Raw genomic sequence first — 25,981 nt, forward strand, 5'->3', positions numbered from 1 at the left:
AAGACCCGACACTCGTCGTGGGCCGTTCGGCGCAGTGGACCACGCTGGGTGCCCCCGTGCGCACTGCTCGCACTCGGTGACGGGCCGGTTACGGGTAGGCGTCAGGTGGTGCGCGGCCCCCTCGCGCTGGGCCGTTCGACCGGTAGGGTCCCGCCTCGTGGGCGATTGGCGCACGAGGGCTTCGGCCCTCCTCCCCGAGTTGAGCGCCGTCGTCGAGCGCGAGTCGTGGTCCTGCCACGTGTTCCTGTCGGAGCTGTGGCAGCTCGCGGCCGAGGCGCACCGGGCCGGCGACGACGACGTGCTGCGCCGCGTCTACGGGTTCGCGCACTGGTGCTTCCACCAGCCCGAGCAGTTCCTGTCCAACGCGTCGGTGGTCAGCTTCTACGAGCACGTGTTCGACGAGTGGGAGTTGCGGGACGACGTCGCGCCCTGGTTGCCGGCGGAGGTCGTGGACCGGGTGCGACCGCTGTGGGAGTGGCGCTGGCCCGCCGAGAGGTTGTCCGAGGTGGACCGGCTGCTGGGCGCGAGCCCACCCCCCGGTCGCAACGCGGTGTGAGGCGTGGTCTATAGTTCTTCGTGTCAGGCGGATGTAGCGCAGTTGGTAGCGCATCACCTTGCCAAGGTGAGGGTCGCGAGTTCGAGTCTCGTCATCCGCTCTCCCGAAAAGGGGCCCCGGTGTGTCGCGGGGCCCCTTTTCGCATGTCCGGGCGGTGATCTGGCCCGCGCGGGACCGGCGTCGGCGGGTGATCGCCATTAGGTTTGGCGGCGAAGGTTCTTCCGACGTTCCGGAGATGGAGTCCACCACCATGGCCACCACGCGCAAGGCGACCACCCACTGGGAAGGCGACCTGCTCAACGGCAGCGGCACCGTGACCCTGGAGTCGTCCGCCATCGGCTCCTACGCGGTGTCCTGGCCGTCGCGCGCCGAAGAGGCGAACGGCAAGACCAGCCCCGAGGAGCTGATCGCGGCGGCCCACTCGTCCTGCTACTCGATGGCGCTCTCGCACGGCCTGGCGCAGGCGGGCACCCCGCCCACGCGGGTCGACACCTCGGCCGAGGTGACCTTCCAGCCCGGCACCGGCATCACCGGCATCCACCTGACGGTCGTGGCGTCCGTGCCGGGTCTGAGCGCCGACGAGTTCGCCGGGGCCGCCGAGACCGCCAAGCAGAACTGCCCGGTCAGCCAGGCGCTGGCGGGCACCACGATCACGCTGACCGCCGAACTCGCGGAGTGATCCAGGCACCGGCCCGACGCCACGCGCGCCGGGCCGGTGCCCGACACCCCGGGAGCGATTTGACCCGCGGTGAGGATGCCGGTACTCAGGGTCAATGCTCACCGCAGCGGGGGGTCCGACGCGACTCGCCATCGGCGCGCTGGCCGGTGTCGTCCTCGCCGCCCTGTTCGCGCACCGCACGCCGGCCGACGCGCCCCAGGCGGTCCAGCCGGTGGGCGAGGCGCAGGTCGTCGTGGTGACCAGCAGCCCACCGCCCGGCCGAACCACCACGACCACCGCCACGACCACCGCCGGCACCCGGCCGAGCACCACCACGACCACCACGACGACGACCACCACGACCACGGCGGGCACCACGTCGACCACGGCCGCGACCACCGCCGCGACGACGACGACCACCCGGCCGACGACCACGACGACGCGGCCCACCACCACGACGTCCGAGACCACCACCACGACCACCAGGCCGTGTGGATTGATCTTCTGCTGATTCAACCTGCCGGTGGCCCGCTCCGGGTGATTTGGCAAGATCCCGGCGTGACGTTCAGCCAGGAGCCTGACCAGTCCCCGCAGAACAAGTTCCAGCCGAGCAACGACGCGCCGACCCTCCGCATGCCGCCCGTCGCCACCCAGAACCGGCTCGCGACGACCGCGAGGGCGTCCTCCGCCTCGACGGTCGCGACGGTGGAACGGACGTCCACAGCCGGAGCGCGGGCCACCATCCCGGCCCCGGCCTCACGGCCGAGCACCCCGAAGTCCGCACCCGCCCCCGCCGTGGCCAAGGCAGCGCCCCCGGCGGTCCCGAAGGCCGCACCGGCCGCACCCGCGCCGGCCGGCCCCCCGGTGGAGGCCGTGGCGGGCGCGCCGAGGAGCGAGATCGCGGACGCGGCGACACCCGCCCCGATGGCGGGTGTCCTGTCGCCGGCGGCCGAGACCGCCGTGGAGCGATCGGCGCGCGGCTTGTTCACGCCCGCGATCCCGATCGCGGGTGCGCCCGTGGACGCGGGCGCGGCGGTCGAAGCGCCGGCGGCACCGCCCACCGCGCCGACACCCACCGCGCCGACACCCGCCGCACCCACGCCCACCGCCGCGCCCAAGCCGGTCGTCGCGCCCAAGCCGGTCAATGGGGCACAGCCGGTCGTCGCGCCCAAGCCCCAGTCCGTCGTGGCGCAACCGGTCGCCGGCATCCAGGCGGCGATCTCCACCCAGGCGGCGGTCGTGGCGAAGCCCGTCGAGAAGCCCGCGCCGCCGAGCTCGACCGCGCAGGCCGCGACGGTCGTGTTCGCACCCGTCGCCAAGCCGGCACCCACCCCGGCACCGGCACCGGCACCCACCCCGGCACCGGCACCGGCACCGGCACCGAAGGCGGTCACGGCGGTCACGGCGGCGCAGGGCGAGGACGCCGAGGCGTCCGGGTCGGCGCAGGGCGGGTCGAAGAGCGCGCTGAAGCGGCTCGCGCGGCGGATCGTCGGACCGACCCTCCTGACCAGGCGCAACTGAGCGGCGGCCCCGCCGTGGCGGGGCCGCCTTCCGGCGCACGGGGACGGGTCAGCGGAAACCCGGCGGATCTCGCGGTGGTGATCAACGTCCCCTCACGGTCACCCCAAAAATGCGGGTGTTACTCCATATAGTCCAGTAATGAATACGTCATTCGGACTAGAGCGATGTGGGTGTCGACGTCACTCCCACGCGCGTACGGCTCATCTACGGCAACGACAGCATCACAAGTGACGGATGCCCGAAGGCCCCGTCGGCCCATAGGTCACAATGACGACCGCGCGGCGACTTTGGAGGGGCGGATGGCCTGGCAAGAGGACCTGGCGGAGCTGGACAGGACGTTGGCGGAGGGTCGGATCAGCGCCGACGACTACCGCAGGCGTCGTGACGAGCTCCTGGCTTCCGCCTCGGGCGCGGCGCCGCAACAACCCCCGCAGGGCAACGGCCCGTTCGGCGCGCCCTTCCGCTGGGAGGCCTCGCAGCCTCCCCAGGGCGGCCCGAACCCGGACGCGACCCAGGTGGTGACACCCGGCCAGCCGCCGGTGCCGCCGCCGAACCCGGACGCCACGCAGGTGGTCAGCAGTCCACGACCGCCGGACGCGGAGCGCACCCAGTACGTGCGACCGGTCGCGCCCCCGCCGAACCAGTTGCCCCCGCAGCAGCAACAGCAACAGCAGCAGCCCCCGCAGGGCGGTTGGGGCGGCGGTGCTCCGCCGAACACCCCGCCGTGGGGCAACGACCAGGGCTTCGGCGTGGTCGGCGAGCAGACGCCGAGCTGGATCGCGCAGGGCCCCGAGGTGTTCGACGAGAGCAGCGGTGGCGGCGGCAAGAAGTGGCTGGCGATCGTCGGCGTGGTGCTGGTGCTGGCGCTGGTCGGCGGCGGCATCTGGTTCTTCACCACCCGCGACGGCGGCACGACGGCCGGCGGCGAGACCACGCAGACCACCGCTCCCCCGACCACGACCACGACCAAGCCGAAGGACGGCCTGGAGATCGCGAAGCTGCCCGGCGTGAGCCAGGACCAGTCCGGCGTGAAGAACTTCGCCGACGTGGTGTCCGGCAAGCTGCTCACCGCCGAGGAGAACGAGGCGTTGCAGGCGTCCGGCGCGGGCCGGTCCCGGCTGGGCGGCTCGGTGGTGTCCGGCGGCACGCTGTACACGCAGGTGCTGACCGTGCGGACGAACGGCGCGACCGAGGCGAAGACCGCCCGCGACGCGCTGGGCGTGCTCCAGGCGAAGTACGCGTTGCAGCCCTACACCGGCACGCTGCCCACGGGCGTCACGGCCTTCCAGGCCGCGCCGGCGGGCAACACCCTCGGCGTGGTGCGCGCGCACTACATCTCCAAGGACGTCGTGGTCCGCGTCCAGGTGACCGGCAAGGACTTCGCGCAGGTCACCAAGGCGTTCGACGAGTTGCTGGAGGCGCAGCTCGAACAACTGGCCGTGGATGCCTGATCGGCGGGTCGCCGGCAGCGCGGTGGTCGTCGGCGGGCCGGCCGCGGCGAGCGACCTGGCCCGCTCCTACCGGGAGCACCACCCGGACCACGACTTCGTGGTGCTGGTCGCCGACGCGTGGGAGGACGCCGGGGAACTGCCCGGCGGCACCGTGCTCGCGGCGCGCGACCTGGGCGTCCCCCGGGACGAGTACCTGCGGGCGGCGACCTGCGCCACGTCGGCCGAGCTGGTCCGGTTCGCCGCGCCGCTGCTGGTCCGGCGACTGCTCGACCGGTACGACCTGGTCGTGCACCTCGTGCCGGACTCGCTGGTGCTGGGCCGGCTGCCGGACTTCCCGACCGGCCTGACGCTGGTGCCGGCGCTGCTCGCGCCGCTGCCCGACGACGGCCGGCACCCCCGGCGGGTCGGCGGGTTCACCGAGAACTTCGTGGCGGTGGGCCGCGACGCGACGGCGTTCGCGGACTTCTGGGTCGACCGCGCCCGCGCCGACCTGGTCGCGGACACCCCGAGCGGGTGGGCCTCGGACGCCGCCGCCCTCTTCCCGCACCACGTGGCGCGCGACCCCGGGCTGGGCGTCGCCGCCTGGAACCTGCACGAGCGCGAGCCGTCCCGGGTCCTCGTGGTCGACTTCACCGGCCACGAGGACCCGTGGCTGGTCGCGCCGGGCCACGACCGCGTGCTGCTGTCCGCGCACCCGGGCTGGCGGCGGCTCTACGACCGGCACACCCCGACCGCGTCCCGCGCCGCGACCCCTTCCGCGTTCGACGCGTTCCCCGACGGCGAGCCGATCACCGACGTGATGCGCACGGTGTTCAAGGAGGCGCTGCGGGTCGAGCCGGACCCGTGGGACGACAGCCCCCCGGTCCCGCCGCCGCACGCGTTCGACGGCACCGCCTTCCGGGACTGGCTCACCTCACCCGCGACGCCGGCGCAGCGCGTGGCCGGCATGAACCGGCTGCTGCACGGCGCGTGGCGGTCCCGGGTCGACCTGCGGGTCGCGTTCCCGCACCCGCTGGACGTCCGGGACACCGGTTTCCGCGACTGGTGCGCGCGGCACGGCGTGCACGAGGGCGTGCCGGTGTGGGCGCTGCCGACGCCCCCGGTCGAGCCGGCCCCGCCGACGACGGCGTTCGGCGTGAACGTCGCCGGCTACCACACGGCGGAGCTGGGCATCGGCGAGATGGGCCGGGTGATCCTGGACGTCGTGGCCGCCGCCGGCATCCCGCACGTGTCCGTGGTGGACGAGCAGTCGGTGCGGGGCACCGTGCGCACCGGTGTGGCCGCGCCGGACTCGGTGGGCCGGCCCCGCTACCCGGTGAGCCTGATCACGGTCAACGGCGACTTCACCCGCCCGCTGCTGGAGGCCGACCCCGAGGTGGGGCACGGCCGGTACCGGATCGGGCTGTGGGCGTGGGAGCTGGAGGAGTTCCCGCCGAACATGCACCACTTCGGACTGGTCGACGAGGTGTGGACGGTCAGCGACTTCGTCCGTCGGGCGATCGAGCCGCACTCGCCGGTCCCGGTGCGGACCGTGCCGGTGCCGGTGGTGGAGCGCGCCCTGGTGCGCGCCGAGCCGCGCCGTCCCGGTGAGACCACGGGTTTCCTGTTCGCGTTCGACTTCAACAGCACCGCGCAGCGCAAGAACCCGTGGGGCGTGGTGACGGCGTTCCAGCGGGCCTTCCCCGACCGCGCGGACGTGCGCCTGGTCGTCAAGTCGACCAATGCCCACCTCCACCCGCGCGCGGCGGAACGGCTGCGGCTGCACGTCGCCGGCGACCCGCGGATCACCCTGGTCGAGCGGTACCTGAGCGCGGACGAGCTGGCCGACCTGTACGCGGCCAGCCACGCCTACGTGTCGCTGCACCGCAGCGAGGGCTTCGGGCTGACCGTCGCCGAGGCGATGATGCGCGGCCTCGCCGTCGTGGCCACCGACTACGGCGGCACGACCGAGTTCGTGGACGCCTCGGTCGGCTGGCCGATCCCGCACGGCATGACGGCCGTCGGGCCGGGCTGGTCGCCGTACCAGCCGGGCGCGCGCTGGGCCGAGCCCGACCTGGACGCCGCCGCGCGCGCCCTGCGCGAGATCGCCGACGACCCGGAGGAGGCGCACCGGCGCGGCCTGGCCGCCCGGGAGCACCTGGTCCGCACCCGGTCGTCCGACGCCGCCGCCGCGTGGCTGCGCGCCCACCTGGACGACGCGCACCGGACGTGGCTCGCCCGGACCGCACCGCCACCGCCGCCACCGCCGCGACCGCCGCTGGTGCGCGCCGCGCGCCGGGTGCTCGGACCGGCGGCCGGCCCGATCCGCCACGCGCTGGGCCGGGTGGAAGCCATACTGGGTCGGCGATGACCGTTCACGAAGAGGCCGATCCGAACGCCGGGACCGTGCTGCCGCCGGTGCACGAATCGCTGCTGCCGACCGAACACGCCCTGCACCGCCCCCGGCACAGCGCCACCCAGCGGACGTCGTTGATCTGCGCGGTGGTGTTCCTCGCGCTGCCCGCCGTGGCGTTCGTGCTGGGCGCGCACCCGCGCGAGTTCGAGAACCGGGCGCTGACCGGGTTCCCCGGCATCACCGAGATCGACCGGCTCCAGCCGTGGGCGAGCGACCACCTGCCGCTGCGCGAGCAGGCGATCGGCTTCTACGACGCGATCAGCCGGGGCGTGTTCGGCGAACCGCCCGCGCGGCCCAAGTCCGACCAGGGCGGCGCGGTCATCCCGACCGAGACCAGCAAGCCCGCCAAGCCGGAGCGGCCACCGGTGACCTTCCCGGACGTCGTGGAGGGCACGAACGGCTGGCTGTACCTGGGCAACGAGCTGGCCAGCCACTGCGCGCAGTCCCTCGGCACGGACGAGATCGTCCGCCGGCTGCGGGCGCTGCGCGACGGCGTGACGGCGACCGGCCGGAAGTTCGTCGTGGTCGTCGCGCCGGACAAGGCGACGCTCTACCCGCAGAACCTGCCGGCGGACCTGCCCGGCCGGGAGTGCCACCGCGAGGTCGTGGACGAGTTCTGGGCGGCGGTGTCCAAAGAGGACTACGTGCTGGACGTGCGGGAGGACCTGAAGGACTGGGGCGAGCGGCTCGGCTCGCCGGTCTACGGCCCGGTCGACGCGCACTGGGGCGAGGAGGGCGGCGTGGTGGTCGCCCGCCGGCTCGCCGAGAAGCTGCGGCCCGGCCTCACCTCGACGTGGCGGGTGGACGAGGGCCCGGCGTGGCAGTCCGCCGCCGACCTGCCGCCGCTGATCGGCCGCACCGGCACCACCACCGGCCTGTCCTACCGGATCCTGCCGGACGGCAAGACCTCGCGCACCCGTGACGACACGCCCCGCGACCTGGGCAAGCCGCTGCGGCTCGCCACGACCTCCGGTCCCGGCACGTTCGGCGCGCGGGTCGGCATGCTCGGCGACTCGTTCACCATCCGCACCACCAAGTACCTGGGCAGCGCGTTCGCCGACCTGACGATCATGCACCACGGCCAGCTCGCGGCGGATCGCGGCGAGGCCGCCGGGAAGATGCTCGCGGACACCGGCGCGGTCGTGGTCGAGGTCGCCGAGCGGAGCCTCGCGGGCGGCACGCTGAGCCTGCTGAACCCGGTCGTCGTGGACAGCCTGGTGCGCGAGCTGAAGGCGAAGCCGGTCCGCTGACCCGGTTGCGCCCATCCGGGCGGGGCACCTGGCCTAGACTGGACCCAGCCGCTCTCGGCGACTTCGCCCGCAATCTTCCGTTGGACGGTCCATGTCGCAAGCACGCCTGGCGGACGCCATCGTCCGCCTGGATCAGCACCGGAACCTTCACCTGCCGCTGCGCTCCCGGGACCTGTTCGGCAGATTCCTGTTGCGCCTGCTGTGGAAGCGCCAGCTCAAGTGGCAGGTGGACTTCAACCTCGCGGTCCGCGACGCGGTCGCCGCCCTGAGCCAGGGCGGCGGCGCGAGCGGCGCGGGTGGCACGAGCGGCGCGGCCTCCGAGGAGGAGCTGGAGAAGCTGCGCGCCGCCGACCAGAACATCATGGCCGGCCTCAACCAGCGGCTGTACGCGGCGATCGGCGGCGTCCGCACCGAGGTCACCGACCTGCGGCTGCGGCTGGTCGACCGGGAGACCGCGACCGACGAGGTCGCCGCCCGGCTGGACCGGATCGAACGGCGGCTGGCCGAGCTGGACTCGGCGGCGCTGGACACCCGGCTGCGGCACGCCCAGCTCGACCTGTTCCTGGACCGGGCGCGGGCCACCGCGCCCGACGTCGAGGTGACCGCCGTGCCGGACCGGGCGGCCGGTCTGGAGATCCCGGTGGCGAACCTGCTCGACGGCCCCGAGGAGCGCGTCCGGGCCGCCCGCGAGACCTACCTCCCGGTGGTCCGCGCGGCCGGCGGCCCGGTGCTGGACGTGTCGCCGAGCCGCGGCGAGTGGCTGGAGGTGCTGCGCTCGGCGGACGTGCCCGCCTCCGGCGCGTCGGCCAACCCGTTCGTGGTCAAGCACTGCGCCGAACTCGGCCTGCCGGTGGCGGAGGTCGACCCGCTGGACGCGCTGGCGCGGGCCGGGAAGCGGTCGCTGGGCGCGGTCACCGCGTTCCGGTTCGCCGAGCGGCAGGACCCGGCGGTGCTGGCCCGGTTCTTCGACCTGGCCGCGCGGGCGCTCCAGGCCGGCGGCGTGCTGGTGCTGGAGACGCCCGACCCGGAGGGGCCGGCCCTGGCCGACTTCCACGTCGACCCGTTCGCGCGGCGGCCGGTGCACCCGACGTTCCTGCGGTTCCTGGCGGAGGTCGCCGGGTTCTACAAGATCGAGGTGCGCTACCCCGACAGCGGACCGCTGGACGGGTGGCCCGAGGCGGCGACCGACGCGGCCCGGCCCGGCCGGTACTGCCTGCTCGCGTGGATGTGACCATGCGGGTCGGCATGTGGAGCCCGCTGCCGCCCGAGCGCAGCGGGATCGCGGACTACACCTACGAGCTGCTCGGCCCGCTGGGCGGGGAGGTGTCGCTGACCGCCGTGGCGCGGTCCGCCGGCGCGTCCTCGCCGGTGCCGGTGGTGTCGCCCGCCGAGGCGACCGGGCTGCCGGTCTACCAGATGGGCAACCACGCGGGCGTGCACTCGTGGATCTACCGGCGGGCGCTGGCCGAGCCGGGGGTGGTGGTGCTGCACGACACGTCCCTGCTGGACTTCCACCAGGGTTTCCACGGCGGTCTGGGCACGCGCGCGTTCCGCGACGAACTCGTCTACGCGCACGGCCCGATCTGGGGCGACCCGGGGGACCCGGCGCTGCTGCACGGGTGGCCGGCGGTCGAGGCGGACGGGACCCGCTACCTGGACGCCATGACGATGACCATGGAGCGGCGGCTGCTGGCCGCGAGCAGGGGCGTCATCGTGCACGACCCGTACACCGCGTCCCGGCTGCGCGAGCGGTACCCGGCGCTGCCGGTGTCCGTGGTGAACTCCGGCGCGCCGGTGCGCGACGACGCCGAGCGCGCGGCCGTGCGGGCCCGGTTCGGGTGGGACGACGACAACGTGGTGTTCGGCGTGTTCGGCGGCTTCAACCGGATCAAGCGGATTCTGGTGGTGGTGCTGGCGTTCGCGCAGGCGCGCCGGCGGTGGCCGCACGCCCGGCTGCTGATCGCCGGGCACGTGGACTACCCCGACGTGCACGCCGACGTGGTGCGGGCCCTGGAGCAGTACGGGCTGGCGCACTCGGTGCACCTGGAGCTAAGCCCGGCCAAGGACGACTTCGAGCGGCTGATCGGCGCGACCGACGCCGTGGTGAACCTGCGCTGGCCCACGGCCGGCGAGACCAGCGCGGTGATGATGCGGGCGTTCGGCGCGGGCCGGGCGGTGATCACCAGCGACCTGCCGCAGAACCGGCACTACGACGAGGAGTTCTGCTTCCGGGTGCCGCTGGAGCCGCAGGCCGAGGCCGAGGCGCTGGCCGCGCTGATGGAGCGGATGATCGTCGAGCCCGGCGAGGTGCGGGCGGCGGGCGGGCTCGCCCGGGACTGGGTCGCGTCGGCGGCGTCGTGGCCGGCGGTCGCGCGCCAGTACCGGGAGGCGCTGGAGGCGTCGGTCGACCACGCGCCGCAGGTCGCGCGGGCGGCGGTACCCGCCGACGTGACCGCGCCGCTGGAGATCGCGGTGCCGGGCGTGAACCTGTTCGCGGACATGCGGGCCACGACCGGGCTGTCCGAGTCGTTCCGGCGGGCCGGGGCGGCGCTGCGCGACACCGACGTCGGCCTGACCTACACCGAGTTCAACTCGCGCGCCCCGGTCCGGACGGTCGCGGTGCCGCGCGAGATGTCCGAGCTGCGCGGCGGCAAGGACTACCCGGTCGACCTGTGGATGGTGAACCTCAACGAGTTCCAGCTCATCCCGGACTCGGCGCTGGACCGCTACACGATCGCGCTGTGGGCGTGGGAGCTGCCGGAGATCCTGGACTACACGCTGGTCCAGCTACCCCGGGTGGACGAGCTGTGGGTGGTGTCGTCGTTCGTCGGCGACGCGTTCCGCACCGTCACCGACATCCCGATCACGGTGGTGCCCAACGTGATCCCGGAGGTGTCGGCGGAACCGGACCGGGCCCGGTTCGGCCTGGCCGACGACGCGTTCGTGGTCCTGTTCACGTTCAGCGCGTCGTCCAGCGACGCCCGCAAGAACCCGTGGGGCGTGATCGACGCGTTCCGCCGGGCGTTCCCGGCGCACGAGCGCGGCACCCGGGCGCACCTGGTGGTCAAGGCGGTCGACCTGGACATCTTCCCGCTGATGGCGGCGGCGCTGGCCGACGCCGTGGCGGGCGTGGGCGGGACGTTGATCTCCGACGACCTGAGCCGCGCCGAGATGGACGCGCTGCTCGCGTCGTGCGACGTGTACGCGTCGCTGCACCGCTCCGAGGGCTACGGGCTGGGCATGGCGGAAGCGATGATGCTCGGCAAACCGGTCGTGGCCACCGGCTACGGCGGCAACACCGACTTCATGCCGCCGGGCGCGGCGGCCACCGTCGGCTACGGCATCCGCCCGATCACCGCCAAGGACCACCGCTACGACAACCGGTTCGCCGACTGGTACCGCCCCGGGCAGCTCTGGGCGGAACCGGACGTGGCGCAGGCCGGCCAGTGGCTGCGGCGGTTCGCCGACAGCCCGGCGCTGCGGGCGCGCACGGGCGAACGGGCGCGGCAGGCGATCCGGGAGCACAGCGGCGCGGACGCCGTCGGTGCGGTCATGCGCGACCGGATCAGGCGCATCTACCACGAGGGCAGGCACCTCGGCGGCGTGCACCGGAGGTGAGCCCACCGCCGGCCCGGCCCGCTCGCGCGGGTCGGGTCAGCGGTTCTCCAGCTCCACCAGCCGCGCTTCCAGCGCCGCCAGCCGCCGGTTCGACCTCCCGAGCCGGAGCTCGGCCTCGCGCAGCGCGGTCCGCAGCTCCTCGATGTGCGCGGCGTCCTTGACCCGGGCCTCCTGCGCCTCGCGCACGGTGCTCTCCATCCGGCGGATGTAGCCGATCTCGGCCACCCGCGCGGCGCGCTGCCCGGCGTGCTCGGCCCGCACGTACTGGTCGAACACGTTCGCCGGCGCGGACAGCACGGTCCGCGCCTCGGTGTCGGACTCCCGCGCGTAGAACCGGTTGAGCCCGTCGAAGAGCACGAACGCGTAGCCGGCCGCGAGCATCAGCGGCTCCCAGCCCGCGTGGCTGGGCGTCGGCGAGCCGGGCTCGGTCGCCTCGACCAGGACCACCCTCGGCGCGTGCCGGGTCCAGTCCGCGCCCTCGATGACGGCCTGCTCCGCGCCCTCGACGTCGATCTTGAGGAAGTCCACCGGGCCGGGGAACTCGTCCAGCACGTCGGCGAGCGTGCGCACCGGCACCTCGACCTCGTCGACCCGCAGCTCGGCGCGGTAGCCGGTGGCCAGGTCGGCGTCCAGGGTGGACCAGCCGGAGCGGTCCGCGACGACGTGCAGGGTCGCGGTGCCCGGGGACGCGCCGATCGCGACGGCCAGCGTGACGTCCTCCGGCCGGGCTTCGCGCAGCCGGTCGGCCTGGGCCGGGATCGGCTCGATGTTGAGGCCGCGCCAGCCGAGGTCGTAGAAGTGCTTGGTCACCGAGTCCTGGACCGCGTCGGCCGCGCCGACGTCGACGTACCGGCCGGTGCCGCGCCCGTGGAACAGCCGGGCGAGCACGACGTCCTCGCCGTTCTGCGCGTACGAGATCACCGCCGGCCCGCCTTGCGCGCTTCCACGTCCAGGTCGTGGTCGACCATCATCGCGACCAGCTCGGCGAACTCGACCTCGGGCTTCCAGCCGAGCTTCTCGTGGGCCTTGGCGGCGTCGCCGACCAGCAGGTCCACTTCGGCCGGGCGGAAGAAGCGCGGGTCCTGGGTCACGTGCCGCTCCCAGTCGTCGATGCCCGCGTGGGCGAACGCGGCGCTGACGAAGTCGCGCACCCGGTGCGTGCGGCCGGTGGCGATCACGTAGTCGTCGGGCCCGTCCTGCTGGAGCATCTGCCACATGGCCTGCACGTAGTCGCCCGCGAAACCCCAGTCGCGGCGCGGCTCCAGGTCGCCCAGCACCAGGCTGTCCTGGAGGCCGAGCTTGATCCGGGCCACCGCGTTGGTGATCTTGCGGGTGACGAACTCCAGGCCGCGCCGGGGCGACTCGTGGTTGAACAGGATGCCGGAGCAGGCGTAGAGGCCGTAGCTGTCGCGGTAGTTGACGGTGATGTCGTGGCCGAAGACCTTGGCCACGCCGTACGGGGACCGGGGGTAGAACGGGGTGGTCTCGCGCTGCGGCGTCTCCCGCACCTTGCCGAACATCTCGGAGCTGGACGCCTGGTAGAAGCGGATCGGGTTGTTGGTGCTGCCGCCCGCCATGCGGATGGCCTCCAGCATCCGGAGGACACCCAGACCGGTGACGTTCGAGGTCAGCTCGGCCTGCTTGAAGCTGAGCGCGACGAACGAGATGGCCGCGAGGTTGTAGACCTCGTCCGGCTGGGTCTGCTCGACGGCGGAGATGAGGCTGGTCAGGTCCTGGAGGTCGGCCGAGACCACCTCCACGAAGGGCAGTTCCTGCTGCACCATCTCGGCGCGCGGGTTGCTCTGGCCCTTGACCAGCCCGAAGACCTCGTACCCCTTGCCGTGCAGGAGCTCGGCGAGATATCGGCCGTCCTGACCGGTGATGCCGGTGATCAATGCACGCGCCACCGCGCAAGGATAGCCGTGGGCGTGCCCTCCCCTTCACCCGATCCGGGAAGACCGGCGGGGCGGGGGTTGGCCGTCCGGGCGGCAGGCAACCCACCCGACATGTGCGACGTCTGTTCTGGTGACGACTTCCCCCGAGTGACCCGGAGACGCGGATGTGGTTTGCTGTGAGCCTGGTCACTTTGGGAGCGGTTACATTTTTCGCGCGCACGGTTTGGACGCTGCGGTGCGTCTCGAAAACAGACCGGGATCGTCCTCGCATTGAGACCACAACGTCCACCTAGGCCCTATGGCCGATTGTGCGCTTGCCGTACGATCCTTTTCAGGTCAGCAGACCTGTACCTGCTAGGGGACCTCGGATACAGAGGTAGGTGCGCCATGGATCTCGCACTGGGCAAGGTCATCGAGCTGCGCGAGAGCGGCTTCCAGTTCCTCCACCTCCGGGACGAGGGCGGACAGCTCGATCGCATCATGGCGTTCAAGCAACGCAGGGGCTTCATCGACTCCATCCTGTTCTGGTCCGAGACCGAGGCGCGCGCAGGCCGCCTACCTGCGGTTCGGGACAGCACGCGGGCCGCGCAGGCGGTCTGGATCTACGAGGGCCCGCTGGTCGAGGCCGTCGACCGGCTGCTCGACCTGCCCGAGCCGGGTTCCCGCAACGCGCCCACGCTGATGAAGCGGACCGCGTCGGACCTGGCCGTGGTGACGACGCTGCCGTTCAAGCTGAAGCTGCCGCCGGGCGCGATCGCCTGACACCGCACCGCACCCAGCCCCGCGTGGAGAACGCGGGGCTGTTCGAGTTGGTCACCCTCCGTGCATTTTATCCGGAGTGCGCTCGCCTTCCGTGACGGGAATATGCACCCTTGTCGAAGCCCTCCGGGAATGTGCGCCCAATACGCCTATACCGTGGGTTACCGGAGGTATAACAATTCCTCATACTGTCGGGTTATGGCCTCCGGGACGCACCAAACCCGATTCACGGGCGAGCGCGACCGGTGGTGCCCGATCCCCGCGCACCGGTTTCCCACCACCCGACTCCGGACGAGTCCGCGAAGTGGCCGGACCGATGACCAGGTGCCCGGCGATGTCGTCGGTCCGGCAGCCGACGGCCGGGTTGTGCTCTCCGGCCACCACTCCGGGTGAAGAACTCCACTCGGAGGAGGTAGCGAGCTTGATCCGAGGGGCCGAACTGCGAAATTTTCCGGCCATGAACCTCAGGAGCGCCACCACGGGAACGGCCGCCGTCCTCGGCGGTACCGGTGCCGCCGCCGTGGCCTTCCTGGGCGGAACCGCGCACGCACCGGAGGCGGACCCACGCCCTCCCACCGCGAACGCGGACCCGGGCGTCGGCTGACCGACACCCACCAGAGCCGGAACGGTCCCGGCCCCCTCCCCCTCGGGCCGGGGCCGTTCCAACCCCCGTCACCGCACGGCGATCCGGTCGGGCGGGGGCGATCGGGTCGGGTCAGCGACCGACGGCGTAGCCCTGGTTGCCGCGCGCGTTGGCCGCGCCGCGGAGCAGGCCGCCCTGCGGGTCGCGGGCCGCGGCGGACATCCGGCCGAGGGCCCACGGGCCCGCGTCGACGACCGCGTGGCCCCGTTCCCGCAGCGCTTCCAGCGCCGCCGCGCCCAGGCGCGACTCGACCACCAGCTCACCGGGCGTCCACGCGCGCGGGTAGAACGAGCTCGGGAACGCGTTGCTGTGCCACATCGGCGAGTCGATGGCCTCCTGGAGGTTCAGGCCGCCGACCACGTGCGCCAGCCAGAAACCGAGCTGCCACTGGTCCTGCTGGTCGCCGCCCGGCGTGCCGAACGCGGCGTATGGCGAACCGTCGCGCAGCGCCAGCGACGGGGACAGCGTGATGCGGGGGCGCTTGCCCGGGGCCAGGGAGTTGGGCAGGCCCTCGTCCAGCCAGAACATCTGCGCGCGGGTGCCCAGGCAGAACCCGAGCGACGGGATCGTCGGGGACGACTGGAGCCAGCCGCCGGACGGGGTCGCCGACACCAGGTTGCCCCAGCGGTCCACCACGTCGATGTGCACCGTGTCGCCGCGAACCGCACCCGTCCGCGAGACGGTGGGCTCGCCGAGTGCGCCGCCGCCGTCCCGCACGGCGACGGAACTGCCGGCGAGCACGTGCGCCGGGAACACCGGCGTCCGCCCGCCGGGGGACCCCGGGCGCAGCTCCAGGGACGCCGTCTCGCCCACCAGCGCGCTCCTGGCCTGGGCGTAGTCCTTCGACAGCAGGGCTTCCAGCGGCACGTCGCCGCTGTCGCCGTACCAGGCTTCGCGGTCCGCGAACGCCAGCTTGGCGCACTCCACCGCCAGGTGGACGGTCTCCTCGGTCGGCACACCGTCCACGTAGGACAACCGGTCCGCGAACGGCTCCAGCAGCCGCAACTGCTGCAACAGCACGGGTCCCTGCGACCACGCGCCGATCTTCGCGACCGTCCACTCACCGAAGTCCGCGGTCACCGCGTCCTCGTAGGTCGCCTGCCACGACGCCATGTCCTGACCGGTCAGCACGCCGGCGTGGTCCGCGCCCGAGTCGTCGCGGAACGCGGTCCGGCAGAACTCCTCGACCTGCGCCGCCACGAAGCCCTGCGACCACGCCCGCCGCGCCGCCTCGATCTGCGCCTCCCGGTCGCTCCCGGCGGCCTCGCCGGCCGCGAGCAGCCACTCCCACGTGTCGGCCAGCTTCGGGTTGCGGAACCGCGCTCCCGGCCGGGGCGGCGCGCCGCCCGCCAGCCACAGGCCGGCCGAGGACGTCCAGTGCTCGCGGAAGAGGTCCGAGACCGTCTCGATGGTCGCCGACACCCGCTCCAGCAGCGGGAACCCGTCGCGCGCGTACCCGATGGCGTACCCGAGCACGTCCCGCAGCGACCTGGTCCCGTGGTCCCGCAGCAGGGTGAGCCAGCCGTCCCACGCGCCCGGCACGGTGGCCGCGAGCAACCCGCTGCCCGGCACCAGGTCCAGGCCGAGCCCGCGGTAGTGGTCGGGGGTGGCACCGGCGGGGGCGACGCCCTGGCCGCACAGCACCTTCGGCGTGCCGTCACCAGCCGTGGTGAACACCACGGGCACCTCGCCGCCGGGACCGTTGAGGTGCGGTTCGACGACTTGCAGCACGAAGCCGGCGGTGACGGCCGCGTCGAACGCGTTGCCGCCGTCCTCCAGCACCGCCATGCCCGCGCTGGAGGCGAGCCAGTGCGTGGACGCGACCATGCCGTGGGTGCCGACGAGTTCCGGGCGGGTTGTGAACACGCGGACAACCTACGTGGACATCCCACCGTTTGGTTACCCTCGCGAACTAAATCGTGTCCTGGCGCGCGACCCCGTCCGGCCCGGCCTCGGCGGGCTGCTCGCGGCCGGGCACCCGGGCCGGCAAACCCGCGCGGCGCAAGGCATCCACGTCGGGGTGGTCGCGGGCGGCGAGGACGGCGGCACCGCCCGCCGACCCGGCCGGGCGACCCCCGGAACCCGGGCCGCTCCGTGAGCAACACCACCGCATCGGCATCCCGAACCACCAGGTGAGCGCCCTCCACGGCCCGCAGCGGGAGGTTCGCGGCCGAAGTCGGACGCGGGTCGAACGCAAGTCGGATGCGGAGAGTGAGGTGAGTAGTCCTCTGGGGGTACGCGGAACAGCCCTGGCGGCGGACGCGGGACCACGCCCCGGACGTGCATCGTTCAGGTATGGAACTGCTGCTGATCACCCTGCTCTTCGCGGGCCTGGCACTGCTCGCGGCCGTGCCCCTGGTCGCACTGCTGCACCTCTCCGACCACCGGTCGCTGAACGGGCGTTAACCTCCAGTCCCGGCAGAGCGGCGGGGCGACGGAGGGTGGGCGGCATGAAGATCGAGGGAACCGCGGCGATCGTCACCGGCGGGGCGTCCGGGCTGGGCAACGCGACCGCGCGGGCGCTGGCCGCGAAGGGCGCGAGCGTGTTCGCCCTGGACATCCGGGTGGACGACGCGGAACCCGTCGAGGGCGTCACCTACCTGGCCGCCGACGTGACCTCCGAGGAGGACGTGCGGGCGGCCGTGGACACCGCCGCCGGCTCCGGCGTCCCGCTGCGCGTGGTGGTGAACTGCGCGGGCATCGGCCCGTCCACCCGCACCGTCGGCAAGTCCGGCCCCCACCCGCTGGACCTGTACCGCAAGGTCATCGACGTCAACCTGGTCGGCACGTTCAACGTGCTGCGGCTCGCGGCGGCGGCGATGGGCGGAACCGAGCCGCTGGAGCACGGCCAGCGCGGCATCGTGATCAACACGGCGTCCATCGCGGCCTACGACGGCCAGATCGGCCAGGTCGCCTACGCGTCGTCCAAGGCCGCCGTGGTGGGGATGACGCTGCCGGCCGCGCGCGACCTGTCGTCCGTGGGCGTGCGGGTGATGACGATCGCGCCGGGCATCGTGGACACCCCGATGCTGGCCACCGTCTCCGAGGAGTTCCGGGCGGGCCTGGCGGCGGGCGTGCCGTTCCCGAAGCGGCTGGCGCTGCCCGAGGAGTACGCGCAACTGGCCGTGTCGATCGTGGAGCACGACTACCTGAACGGCGAGGTCATCCGGATGGACGGCGCTCTCCGCATGGCACCCCGGTAGTCGGCGCGGCCAGTCTGTACTGGGCAAACCCGCTTCCCGCGCCGGGGCCGGCAGCACGGATCGGGACGGCTGTTCGCCAACCCGTGCAGACGGCACCTGCGCCTGATCCGACCTCGACGAAGCGCCCCCCACAAGGTCAACGGCTCCGTCGGGAACCATCCGCCACCCCTCAGCGTTGTGTGGCAGTCAACAGGATGGGGTATTGCCCATTTACCCACACATCACTAGCCTGGAGACAGCCGCCGACACCAACTAGCCACCACCGACACTGCGACGCCCCCGTCCTTGACGAGGACTGGCCAGACACCGTGTCGCGGAGCATCCCGGGCTTCACGAGCGCGTCACTGCCGCAACAGTGACGGCTTGCTCGGCCCAGCTCGCAACCTGATCGAGGGGCTCACCATGACGACACTCGAAGGATTCCGCCCCATCACCGAAGTAGCCGCCGACGAGCGCTCGCGCATCGCATTCGGCAAGGCAGGAGTCCACAAGGACGACCGCTACGCCGTGTCGATCAACGATGAAGGCGCTATCCTGCTCACCCCGCTGGCCAGCATCCCGAAGCGGGAGTTGATGGTCTGGGAGAACGACGAGCTGAGGGCATCGCTATTCCGCGGCCTGGCAGACGCCGCAGAGGGCAAGGTGCAGAAGCTCGACTGGGTCACCGCTGACGTCGAGATCGACGAAGAGGACGAGTGAGCGCTCCACCCTACGAACTCCGGTACACCGCCGAGGCTTCAGCAGTTCTAGAGGATCTTCGAGGGAAGCAGCAGTACGCCAAGAAGCTCAAGAAGATCCGGAAGGCGCTGGCCCAACTGGAGAAGTCGGGCCCGCGCTACCCGGCATTGCGCTCGCACCAGTACCAGTCAGTGCCAGGGCCGAACGGCACTCAGCTGTGGGAGTCCTACGTCGAGAACAAGACTCCCTCAGCTTGGCGGATGTGGTGGATCTACGGCCTTGAGGAAGATCAGATCACGATCGTGACGATCGGACCGCACCCGTAAGCAGCCTGCACTTCGTCAGGACATCCCCTCCGCAGGGGTCTTCGCCACAGGCCCCGCCTGTACCGCGAGTCCGCGCGGCCTCTCCGGGGTCGATGTGCCCCCGGTGACGGCGTTCTCCGCACCCCCCGCTGGTCGGTCAGAGGTCGCCGGCGAACGGGAGGTCGTCCATCGCGTCCGAGGTCATCCACTCGCGCAGCGCGTGGGTGGCCCGGACGTCGTCCTCGTTGTACTCCAGCAGCCGCCGCCGCTGGTCCGGGTCGGGTGGCGGGCCGTCCACGCCGACGGCGTCGCGGTACCAGCGCATGGAGTTCTCGCCGCCCGCCTCCGGGTCGCGCCAGGAGAACCCGGCGACCGGGGCGATCGTCTTGAGGCCCTTGCCGTGGGCGCACAGGAACTGCCGCTGGACGATGCCGAACAGGTCGACCCACGAGTCGGACGTGATGAACTCGCGCACCTGGGCTGCGGTCGGGATGCCGGGCCGCCCCTTGAACCGCTCGGCCGAGCCGAGCAGCCAGCGGTTCTCGGCGAGCTCGTTGTAGCAGTACGCGCGGAAGGTCAGGCCGCGGGCGCGGGCGCGCAGCCGCACCCCGGTCAGCCAGCCCCAGAACTCGGCGAACGACCTGGCCTCGTCGTCGCACGGCAGCGGGTCCCAGGTGGCGAACGCGCGGTAGCCGGGCTCCTCGCCGACGTCCGCGCCGGACAGCAGGCAGCCCCACAGGTACGCGCCGAGGTCGCCGAAGCTCTCCATGTCGACGTCCACCTCGACGTCCGCGCGCGGCACGTCCATGGTCGGCACCCGACGCACGACGGTCAGGTCGCGCAGCCACGCCCGCGCCAAGACCACCGCGTCCGGGTAGAGCATCCCGACCAGCGGGGTGACCGGCTCCACCCCCGGGTCGAGGGCGGCCAGGTCGTCCACCGTGGACACACCGGTCTTGCGCAGCGCCACGGCGTCCTCGCCGCGCACGACCAGGCTCACGTCCCGCGCGGTCCGCAGGTCGACTTCGCACACCGGCCACCACGGGCACGACCGGCACTCCACGATCCGCGACGGCCGCGCGAGCGGCTGCGCGCCGGTCGCGGCGGCGGAGGCCACGGACAGCCGGTCGGAGAACCGGGAGTCGTACTCGGCCAGCGCGGTCCGGCCGCCGGGCCAGGTGGGCGCGTCCAGGTCGTGCCACACCACGACGTCGCCGTCCATGCCGACCACGCCGCCGTAGGAGCGGCCGGCGGCGGCGAACCCGGACGCCTGGAGCTGGCGCTGGGCGTGGGCGAGTCGGAGCTGGTCACGGGGCTGCGGGCGGATCTTGCGCAGCGGGTCGACGCGCGCGCCGCCGGGCAGCGGGTGGGACAGCGGCGAGGTGCGCGCGCCGGTGCCCGGGTCGGTGACCTTGTGCCGCACGACGAGCACCGGCACGTACCCGGTGGTGTCCTTGACCAGCAGGTCGATGCCGCCGCGCCGGCCGCCGCGCGGGTCGCGGGGCAGCGCCGCGCCCCAGATGAACCGCACGCCGGCCCGCAGGGCGGCTTCGGTGACGCGTTCGCGGTCGGCACCGGGCACGTCCTGCGGGATCTCCATCAGGTCGGAACCCACGACCCGGCCGAGCGCCTCGGCGACGACCCGCCGGTGCTCGGTCGCGTCGGCCTTGCGGAGCAGGCCGGTGGGGTCCGGGGGCGCTGTGGGCGCGTCGCGCATCGCCGGATCGTGTTCGAGGTGCACCCGCCGCCGGCAACGAGTGACCACGCCGGCGTCCAACTGCACCTGGGAAGTCACGGCAAGCAGGGTATGCCGCCGCGCCGACGCTTGTACCGGCAACCTGATGGACCGGACTCGATCTTCCGTGCGGGACAGCGGCCCGACCTCTACTGTTCCGGTCAGGAGGTGCGGCGATGGCACGCGAACGGAGCAAGGGTTTCACCCCCGGCCGGGCGAGGAACCTGGTCGGCGTGGCCAAGGTCGTCGCCCCCGCGCTGATCCCCGTGGTCGCGCCGCTGGCGGCCCGCGCGGCGGCGGCGGTGGGCGACCGCTACGACCGGTACCGCGCCCGCAAGCTGGGCGTGCCGGTGGACGAGGTGACCCGGTACTCGGGGCACGGCGCGCGGCTGCACGCCCGGATCGCCGGTTTCGCGCAGGCGCTGGAGGCGGTGCGCGCCCAGGACCGCGACTACGTGGAGTCCACCGAGGCGCGCCTGACCCAGCTCACGGCCGCCGTGCGGGCGGCCGAGCGGATGCCCTCGCCACGCCGCAAAGCCGCCCACCGCGCCGTGGGCACCGACCTCGACGCGCTGGAAGCCGAGCTGCTCAAGCGTCTCGGCGTGTCCTGACGATCTGCTCCACGGTGCGCGACGCGGCCCCCTCCGACCCGTGGACCACCTCGTCCATGACCTCGGCGACGCGTTCCTCCCGGCGGATGAGCGGGTCGGTGCGCAGGTCGCGGGCCAGCGCCACGCACAGCCCGACCATGACCACCGCGAACGGCAGCGCGGCGATGATCGTCAGGTTTTGCAGCCCGGTCAGTGCGTTCGAGCCGCCGACCAGCAGCATCACCGCGGCGACCGCGCCGGTCAGCACGCCCCAGAACACCACGACGCCCTTCGACGGCGCGATCGAGCCGCGCTCCGAGAGCGTACCCATCACCACCGACGCGGCGTCCGCGCCGGACACGAAGAAGATGGCCACCAGGATGATCACCAGCACGACCGCGACGCTCGCCAGCGGGAAGCGGCCGAGCATCGCGAACAACTGGCTCTCCGCGGAGGCTTCGCCGGCCAGGTCGGTGCCGGTGCGCTGGAGGTGGATCGCGGTCCCCCCGAACACGCAGAACCACACCAGGCTGACCGCGCTGGGCACGCCGATCACGCCGGCCACGAACTGCCGGATGGTCCGCCCCCGGCTGATCCGGGCGATGAACATGCCGACGAACGGCGTCCACGAGATCCACCACGCCCAGTAGAAGATCGTCCAGCCGGCCAGCCACGCCTCGGTGGCGTCGCCGCCGGACGCCGCGGTGCGGCCCGCCATGTCGGCCAGCTCGCGGAAGTAGTCGCCGATCGCGGTCGGGATCAGGTTCAGCACGAACACCGAGGGCCCGACCACGAACACGAACACCGCCAGCACCACGGCCAGCACCATGTTGGTGTTCGACAGCCACTGGATGCCCCTGGCCACCCCGGACACCGCCGACGCGACGAACACCGCGGTCAGCACCGCGATGACACCCACCAGGACGGCGTTGCCGACCTCCCAGCCGGCCGTGGTGAGGCCGCTGCCGATCTGGAGCGCGCCCAGGCCCAGGGAGGCGGCCGAGCCGAACAGGGTGGCGAAGATGGCCAGCACGTCGATCGCGCGGCCGGCCGGGCCGGCCGCGCGGCGCGGCCCGAGCAGCGGGGCGAAGGCGGCGCTGATGAGCTGGCTGCGACCGCGCCGGAAGCTGCCGTAGGCGATGGCCAGGCCGACCACGGCGTAGATCGCCCACGGGTGGACGGTCCAGTGGAACAGGGTGGTCGCCATCGCGTTCTGGAGGGCCGCGTCGCTGCCGGCGGGGACCGTGCCCGGCGGCGGTTTCACGAAGTGGGACAGCGGTTCGTTGACCCCGTAGAACATCAGGCCGATGCCCATGCCCGCGCTGAACATCATCGCGATCCACGAGACCGTCCTGAACTCGGGCCGCTCGTCGGTCCGACCGAGCGGTATCCGGCCGTACCGGCTGACCGCGAGCCACAGCGCGAAGAGCACGAAACCCGACGCGAACAGCACGAACGCCCAGCCCAGGTGGCGGATGACCCAGTCCAGGGCGGCTCTCGACGCCGCCGCGAGGGACTCGGTGCCGAGGACACCCCACACCAGGAAGGCGACCGCCACGGCGGCGGCCACGCCGAAGACGAGCGGGTCGACGCGGCCGGGGCGTCGGGCCCCCGGCTCGCCGGGCAGCGACTGTTCGACGGGTTCGGGCACGGCTTTCACGGGTAGCCCTTACCGCCGTCCGGCGCAACCCGAACCCCCCGACCACCAGAGCGGCTCACACCTTCGAGCGCTGGTCTCCTACGCTCTGCGCATGACCAGACGTCCGGCCTCGACCCGCTTCGCGCGGGCCGTTCTCCTGGCCGTGACGTCCGCCGCACTCAGCGTGGCCGCGCACGGGGCGGCCGGGGGCGACCTGACCGAGTTCGCGCCCGCGCTGCCGCTGACCGCGCTGATCGCCCTCGCGGGCACGGCGCTGGCCGAGCGCGGGCGCAGCCCGTGGACGATCCTGGCCACGCTCGGCGTGGCGCAGGTCGGCCAGCACGCCCTGCTCAACCTGGGCCACCACGTCCCCGAGGGACCCGGCACGGGCTTCGACCCGCTCGCCATGACCGCCGCGCACGCGGTGGCCGCCCTGCTCACCGGGCTGCTGCTGGCCAGGGCGGACAGCGCGCTGTCCGCGCTCGCGTGGGCGGTGTCCCGGCTGGCCCCGGTCCTGCTCTCGTTCGCCCCCGTCGAGCACCGGACGTGCCCGCTGCCGTCGTCCCCGACGCCGGACACGTTGACCGCCGTGGTGCTGCGGCGCGTGAACGGCCGCAGGGGCCCACCCGCACTCCTGATCACCCGACTCGGCTGACCCCCCCTCTGGTAATCAGGAGAAGCACCTTCATGTCTGCACATCGATTTGGCGCGCGCACGTTCGCCAAGGGCGGTGCCGTGCTCGCGGCGACCGCCTTCCTCGCGCTGGGCACGGCGGGCCCGGCCTCGGCGCACGTGACCGCGTCCACCCCGAAGGACGCCGTCCAGGGCGGCTACACCAAGGTCACCATCCGGGTGCCGAACGAGCGCCCGGCCAACGGCACCGTGAAGCTGGAGCTCACGCTGCCCGCCGAGTACCCGCTGGCGTCGGTCAGCACCAGGCCCACCGCCGGCTGGAAGGTCGAGGCGGTCAAGGCCACGCTCGACAAGCCGGTGAAGGCCCACGGCGCGGAGGTCACCGAAGCGGTCCGCACGGTCGTCTGGACCGCCGACCCCGGTGTCCGGATCGAGCCGGGCCAGTTCAACGAGTTCGACCTGTCCATCGGCCCGCTGCCGGACAACACCGACAAGCTGGTCATGCCGACCAAGCAGACCTACGACAACGGCGAGGTCGTCGACTGGAACACCCCGCCGCCCGCCGAGGGCGGCGAGGAGCCGGAGAAGCCCGCGCCGGTGCTCAACCTGGTGAAGAAGGCCGAGGGTGCCGACCACCACGGCGAGGCCACCGCGACGGCCGGGTCCGACGACCACGCCGCCGGCACGCCGGGCCAGGACACCACCGCCCGCTGGCTGGGCGGCGCGGGCCTGGCCGTGGGCGCGCTGGGCCTGGGCTTCGGCACCGGGGCCGTGCTGCGGTCGCGGCGCGCGGGCAAGCCGACCGCATGAGGCGGGCGCTCTTGCTGACCCTGGTCGCGCTCCTCGCGGGCGGGCTGGCGCTGCTCGGCTCCGGCACCGCGCTCGCGCACAACGTGCTGATCAGCAGCGACCCGAAGGACGGCCAGTCGCTGGAGGCCGGACCGGCGGAGATCACCCTGGTGTTCGACCAGCCGGTGCAGGGCGGTGACAAGTTCAACACCATCACCGTCAAGGGTCCCGAGGACTCCCGGTGGGAGGACGGCGGCGAGCCGGTCATCCGGAACAACTCGGTGGTCTTCAAGGTCCGCCCGCTCGGCCCGGCGGCCGAGTACCAGGTGGGCTACCGCATCCTGTCCGCGGACGGGCACCCGGTGTCCGGGAACCTGAAGTTCACCACCACCAAGGCCGGTCCCGGCACGCCGAACGCGGCGACCGAGACGGCCGAGTCGTCCGCGCGGTCGTCCGAGGAGGACGGCGGCGTGCCCATCTGGGTGTGGATCGTCGGCGCGGTGGTGCTGCTCGGCGGCGGCGTGTTCTTCGCCCTGCGCGGCGGCTCGGGTGGTCCGGGGGAGTCCGCGCGGCGATGACGACGAACCGGACCACCACCCCCGCCAACCGGTACTGGGTGCTGGGCGGCCTGCTCGGCGGCGGTGCCGTCGGCGCGTTCCTGGGCCTGGGCCTGTCGACGACCCCCGTGGACGTCGGCATCGCCGAGCCGGGGGTGGTGGTCCAGTTCGGCCAACCGCTGGTGCGGACCCTGCTCGACCTGGCCGCGACGGTCGTCGTGGGGCTGAGCCTGCTGCCGAAGCTGCTCGGCTTCTCCCGGCCGAACCTCACCGAACCGGTCATGCGCGTCGCCCGCCCGGCCGCCGTGGTCGGTGCGGCGGTGTGGGTGTTCACCGCGCTGGTGTCGATCGTCGTCCGGGCCCACGAGACCCGGCCGGACGTGGCCGTGACCATGGACTCGGTCGTCGACTACGTGCAGCGGGTCGGCGCGGGGCAGGGGCTGCTGTTCAGCGCGGTGTGCGCGGCGGTCTACCTGTGGATCGGCGTCCTGGCGGTGCGCAGGGGCGAGTCGGTACCGGCCGAGCTGCGCATCCTGGTCGCCATGTTCGGGCTGCTGCCGCTGCCGGTGACGGGGCACGCGTCGAACTGGAAGTACCACGACTACTCCATGATCTCGATGGAGCTGCACGTGCTGGGCGCGGCGGCGTGGACCGGCGGGCTGGGCGCGCTGGTCGTGCTGGTGGCGCACCGGCGGGGGTTGCTGGCGGAAGCGCTGCCGAAGTTCTCGAAGCTGGCCACGGTGAGCCTGGTCGTGGTGTCGGTGACGGGGCTGTTCAACGGGCTGCTGGAACTGGCGCTGAACCCGGTGAACACGCTGCCCGGGTCGTTGTTCACCACCTCGTACGGGCTGATCCTGGTCGGGAAGATCGCGTGCGCGGCGGTGCTGGCGGTGCTGGGGGCGAACATCCGGTGGCGGATGCTGCCGCACATCGCGCGGCACAGGACGACGGCGATCGTGGGCTGGGCGGCGTTCGAGCTGACGGTGATGGGCGTGGCCTTCGGCCTGGCCGTCGTGCTGTCCCGCGCCCCGGTGGCTTAGCGACGCCCCGCGTCGTTCCGGCCCGACGACGTCCGCCGCGCGGGAATGTCGTACCCACCTGATCTA

Annotated in this window: 24 protein-coding genes and 1 tRNA gene; 20 read left to right on the top strand and 5 right to left on the bottom strand. The window is 73.0% G+C overall.

Translation table 11 applies throughout. The annotated features are described in order from the left end of the window. The first annotated feature begins 157 nt into the window (after positions 1–157). The 10 genes from AB0G01_RS03820 to AB0G01_RS03865 all read left to right on the top strand — a co-directional run bounded on the left by AB0G01_RS03820 (position 158) and on the right by AB0G01_RS03865 (position 11,449). On the top strand, positions 158–556 hold the full coding sequence (locus AB0G01_RS03820; RefSeq protein WP_360939348.1) for a hypothetical protein: 399 nt from the start codon (positions 158–160) through the stop codon (positions 554–556). Between the two features lie 27 nt (positions 557–583). Next, positions 584–656, top strand: a tRNA-Gly gene (locus AB0G01_RS03825). Positions 657–806: 150 nt separating this feature from the next. Continuing rightward, positions 807–1,235 (top strand): OsmC family protein, encoded by a 429-nt coding sequence (locus AB0G01_RS03830; RefSeq protein WP_360939858.1) that lies wholly within the window; start codon positions 807–809, stop codon positions 1,233–1,235. 94 nt (positions 1,236–1,329) lie between these two features. Next, a complete protein-coding gene (locus AB0G01_RS03835; protein WP_360939350.1) occupies positions 1,330–1,725 on the top strand; it encodes a hypothetical protein in 396 nt (131 codons plus the stop codon). Between the two features lie 47 nt (positions 1,726–1,772). Next, positions 1,773–2,735, top strand: coding sequence for a hypothetical protein (locus tag AB0G01_RS03840; protein ID WP_360939352.1), 963 nt, complete (start codon positions 1,773–1,775; stop codon positions 2,733–2,735). 299 nt (positions 2,736–3,034) lie between these two features. Next, positions 3,035–4,186 (top strand): hypothetical protein, encoded by a 1,152-nt coding sequence (locus AB0G01_RS03845; RefSeq protein ID WP_360939354.1) that lies wholly within the window; start codon positions 3,035–3,037, stop codon positions 4,184–4,186. Next, entirely contained in the window at positions 4,179–6,536 is a 2,358-nt protein-coding gene (locus AB0G01_RS03850) for a glycosyltransferase family 4 protein (protein WP_360939356.1), read from the top strand. The genes AB0G01_RS03845 and AB0G01_RS03850 overlap by 8 nt, the downstream gene beginning before the upstream one ends. Then, the gene (locus AB0G01_RS03855; protein ID WP_360939358.1) at positions 6,533–7,831 is read left to right on the top strand and encodes a hypothetical protein; all 1,299 of its coding nucleotides are present in this window, start codon (positions 6,533–6,535) and stop codon (positions 7,829–7,831) included. The genes AB0G01_RS03850 and AB0G01_RS03855 overlap by 4 nt, the downstream gene beginning before the upstream one ends. A 91-nt stretch (positions 7,832–7,922) precedes the next feature. After that, positions 7,923–9,062, top strand: coding sequence for a hypothetical protein (locus tag AB0G01_RS03860; protein ID WP_360939360.1), 1,140 nt, complete (start codon positions 7,923–7,925; stop codon positions 9,060–9,062). 2 nt (positions 9,063–9,064) lie between these two features. Then, positions 9,065–11,449, top strand: coding sequence for a glycosyltransferase (locus AB0G01_RS03865; RefSeq protein ID WP_360939362.1), 2,385 nt, complete (start codon positions 9,065–9,067; stop codon positions 11,447–11,449). A gap of 36 nt (positions 11,450–11,485) precedes the next feature. On the opposite strand, the gene AB0G01_RS03870 is transcribed toward AB0G01_RS03865, so the two are convergent. Both AB0G01_RS03870 and gmd read right to left on the bottom strand, forming a co-directional pair. After that, positions 11,486–12,370: an FkbM family methyltransferase gene (locus tag AB0G01_RS03870; protein WP_360939364.1), complete on the bottom strand. Its 885-nt coding sequence runs from the start codon at positions 12,368–12,370 to the stop codon at positions 11,486–11,488. Next, a complete protein-coding gene (gene gmd / locus AB0G01_RS03875) occupies positions 12,367–13,356 on the bottom strand; it encodes a GDP-mannose 4,6-dehydratase (RefSeq protein ID WP_360939366.1) in 990 nt (329 codons plus the stop codon). Before gmd ends, AB0G01_RS03870 begins: the two co-directional genes overlap by 4 nt. A 375-nt stretch (positions 13,357–13,731) precedes the next feature. Between gmd and AB0G01_RS03880 the strand changes: the two genes are divergently transcribed. Together AB0G01_RS03880 and AB0G01_RS03885 are read left to right on the top strand one after the other, a co-directional pair. Next, positions 13,732–14,106 carry a hypothetical protein gene (locus tag AB0G01_RS03880; RefSeq protein WP_360939368.1) on the top strand — a complete coding sequence of 125 codons (375 nt, stop codon included), beginning with the start codon at positions 13,732–13,734 and terminating at the stop codon, positions 14,104–14,106. A 454-nt stretch (positions 14,107–14,560) separates the two neighbouring features. Beyond that, positions 14,561–14,707, top strand: coding sequence for a hypothetical protein (locus AB0G01_RS03885; RefSeq protein ID WP_360939370.1), 147 nt, complete (start codon positions 14,561–14,563; stop codon positions 14,705–14,707). A 111-nt stretch (positions 14,708–14,818) separates the two neighbouring features. Here the strand turns inward: AB0G01_RS03885 and AB0G01_RS03890 are convergent, their stop codons facing one another. Further along, the gene (locus tag AB0G01_RS03890; protein WP_360939372.1) at positions 14,819–16,612 is read right to left on the bottom strand and encodes a gamma-glutamyltransferase family protein; all 1,794 of its coding nucleotides are present in this window, start codon (positions 16,610–16,612) and stop codon (positions 14,819–14,821) included. A 584-nt stretch (positions 16,613–17,196) separates the two neighbouring features. Between AB0G01_RS03890 and AB0G01_RS03895 the strand changes: the two genes are divergently transcribed. From AB0G01_RS03895 to AB0G01_RS03905, 3 genes are all read left to right on the top strand, one after another. Then, on the top strand, positions 17,197–17,949 hold the full coding sequence (locus AB0G01_RS03895) for an SDR family NAD(P)-dependent oxidoreductase (protein ID WP_360939374.1): 753 nt from the start codon (positions 17,197–17,199) through the stop codon (positions 17,947–17,949). Positions 17,950–18,351: 402 nt separating this feature from the next. Further along, positions 18,352–18,648 (top strand): hypothetical protein, encoded by a 297-nt coding sequence (locus AB0G01_RS03900; RefSeq protein ID WP_360939376.1) that lies wholly within the window; start codon positions 18,352–18,354, stop codon positions 18,646–18,648. Beyond that, the gene (locus AB0G01_RS03905) at positions 18,645–18,953 is read left to right on the top strand and encodes a hypothetical protein (RefSeq protein ID WP_360939378.1); all 309 of its coding nucleotides are present in this window, start codon (positions 18,645–18,647) and stop codon (positions 18,951–18,953) included. The genes AB0G01_RS03900 and AB0G01_RS03905 overlap by 4 nt, the downstream gene beginning before the upstream one ends. 136 nt (positions 18,954–19,089) lie before the next feature. Here AB0G01_RS03905 and AB0G01_RS03910 read toward each other — a convergent pair whose 3' ends face one another. Next, entirely contained in the window at positions 19,090–20,727 is a 1,638-nt protein-coding gene (locus tag AB0G01_RS03910) for a TM0106 family RecB-like putative nuclease (RefSeq protein ID WP_360939380.1), read from the bottom strand. A gap of 116 nt (positions 20,728–20,843) precedes the next feature. Here AB0G01_RS03910 and AB0G01_RS03915 point away from each other — a divergent pair, with 116 nt between their 5' ends. Then, complete coding sequence (locus tag AB0G01_RS03915; protein ID WP_360939382.1) at positions 20,844–21,278, top strand: DUF6474 family protein; 435 nt, start codon at positions 20,844–20,846, stop codon at positions 21,276–21,278. Here AB0G01_RS03915 and AB0G01_RS03920 read toward each other — a convergent pair. Further along, positions 21,256–22,908: a BCCT family transporter gene (locus AB0G01_RS03920; RefSeq protein WP_360939860.1), complete on the bottom strand. Its 1,653-nt coding sequence runs from the start codon at positions 22,906–22,908 to the stop codon at positions 21,256–21,258. The two genes, AB0G01_RS03915 and AB0G01_RS03920, sit on opposite strands and share 23 nt — an antisense overlap. A 100-nt stretch (positions 22,909–23,008) precedes the next feature. Here AB0G01_RS03920 and AB0G01_RS03925 point away from each other — a divergent pair, with 100 nt between their 5' ends. The 4 genes from AB0G01_RS03925 to AB0G01_RS03940 are packed head-to-tail and all read left to right on the top strand — an operon-like array spanning position 23,009 to position 25,915. Beyond that, positions 23,009–23,551 carry a hypothetical protein gene (locus tag AB0G01_RS03925; RefSeq protein WP_360939384.1) on the top strand — a complete coding sequence of 181 codons (543 nt, stop codon included), beginning with the start codon at positions 23,009–23,011 and terminating at the stop codon, positions 23,549–23,551. A gap of 32 nt (positions 23,552–23,583) precedes the next feature. Beyond that, complete coding sequence (locus AB0G01_RS03930; RefSeq protein ID WP_360939386.1) at positions 23,584–24,339, top strand: YcnI family protein; 756 nt, start codon at positions 23,584–23,586, stop codon at positions 24,337–24,339. Continuing rightward, positions 24,336–24,896, top strand: coding sequence for a copper resistance CopC family protein (locus tag AB0G01_RS03935; protein WP_360939388.1), 561 nt, complete (start codon positions 24,336–24,338; stop codon positions 24,894–24,896). The genes AB0G01_RS03930 and AB0G01_RS03935 overlap by 4 nt, the downstream gene beginning before the upstream one ends. Beyond that, positions 24,893–25,915, top strand: a complete 1,023-nt coding sequence (locus AB0G01_RS03940) for a CopD family protein (RefSeq protein ID WP_360939390.1) — start codon at positions 24,893–24,895, stop codon at positions 25,913–25,915. The genes AB0G01_RS03935 and AB0G01_RS03940 overlap by 4 nt, the downstream gene beginning before the upstream one ends. The last annotated feature ends 66 nt before the right edge of the window (positions 25,916–25,981 follow it).

The sequence above is a fragment of the Actinosynnema sp. NPDC023587 genome (assembly GCF_040640215.1).
In the GTDB taxonomy this organism is placed as follows: Bacteria; Actinomycetota; Actinomycetes; order Mycobacteriales; family Pseudonocardiaceae; genus Actinosynnema.

Excerpts from the sequence above, each read along its gene's own strand:
- AB0G01_RS03830 (WP_360939858.1), top strand. The coding sequence starts at position 807 with ATGGCCACCACGCGCAAGGCGACCACCCACTGGGAAGGCGACCTGCTC.
- AB0G01_RS03835 (WP_360939350.1), top strand. The coding sequence starts at position 1,330 with ATGCTCACCGCAGCGGGGGGTCCGACGCGACTCGCCATCGGCGCGCTG.
- AB0G01_RS03845 (WP_360939354.1), top strand. The coding sequence starts at position 3,035 with ATGGCCTGGCAAGAGGACCTGGCGGAGCTGGACAGGACGTTGGCGGAG.
- AB0G01_RS03850 (WP_360939356.1), top strand. The coding sequence starts at position 4,179 with ATGCCTGATCGGCGGGTCGCCGGCAGCGCGGTGGTCGTCGGCGGGCCG.
- AB0G01_RS03855 (WP_360939358.1), top strand. The coding sequence starts at position 6,533 with ATGACCGTTCACGAAGAGGCCGATCCGAACGCCGGGACCGTGCTGCCG.
- AB0G01_RS03860 (WP_360939360.1), top strand. The coding sequence starts at position 7,923 with ATGTCGCAAGCACGCCTGGCGGACGCCATCGTCCGCCTGGATCAGCAC.
- AB0G01_RS03865 (WP_360939362.1), top strand. The coding sequence starts at position 9,065 with ATGCGGGTCGGCATGTGGAGCCCGCTGCCGCCCGAGCGCAGCGGGATC.
- AB0G01_RS03880 (WP_360939368.1), top strand. The coding sequence starts at position 13,732 with ATGGATCTCGCACTGGGCAAGGTCATCGAGCTGCGCGAGAGCGGCTTC.
- AB0G01_RS03885 (WP_360939370.1), top strand. The coding sequence starts at position 14,561 with ATGAACCTCAGGAGCGCCACCACGGGAACGGCCGCCGTCCTCGGCGGT.
- AB0G01_RS03895 (WP_360939374.1), top strand. The coding sequence starts at position 17,197 with ATGAAGATCGAGGGAACCGCGGCGATCGTCACCGGCGGGGCGTCCGGG.
- AB0G01_RS03900 (WP_360939376.1), top strand. The coding sequence starts at position 18,352 with ATGACGACACTCGAAGGATTCCGCCCCATCACCGAAGTAGCCGCCGAC.
- AB0G01_RS03915 (WP_360939382.1), top strand. The coding sequence starts at position 20,844 with ATGGCACGCGAACGGAGCAAGGGTTTCACCCCCGGCCGGGCGAGGAAC.
- AB0G01_RS03925 (WP_360939384.1), top strand. The coding sequence starts at position 23,009 with ATGACCAGACGTCCGGCCTCGACCCGCTTCGCGCGGGCCGTTCTCCTG.
- AB0G01_RS03930 (WP_360939386.1), top strand. The coding sequence starts at position 23,584 with ATGTCTGCACATCGATTTGGCGCGCGCACGTTCGCCAAGGGCGGTGCC.
- AB0G01_RS03935 (WP_360939388.1), top strand. The coding sequence starts at position 24,336 with ATGAGGCGGGCGCTCTTGCTGACCCTGGTCGCGCTCCTCGCGGGCGGG.
- AB0G01_RS03940 (WP_360939390.1), top strand. The coding sequence starts at position 24,893 with ATGACGACGAACCGGACCACCACCCCCGCCAACCGGTACTGGGTGCTG.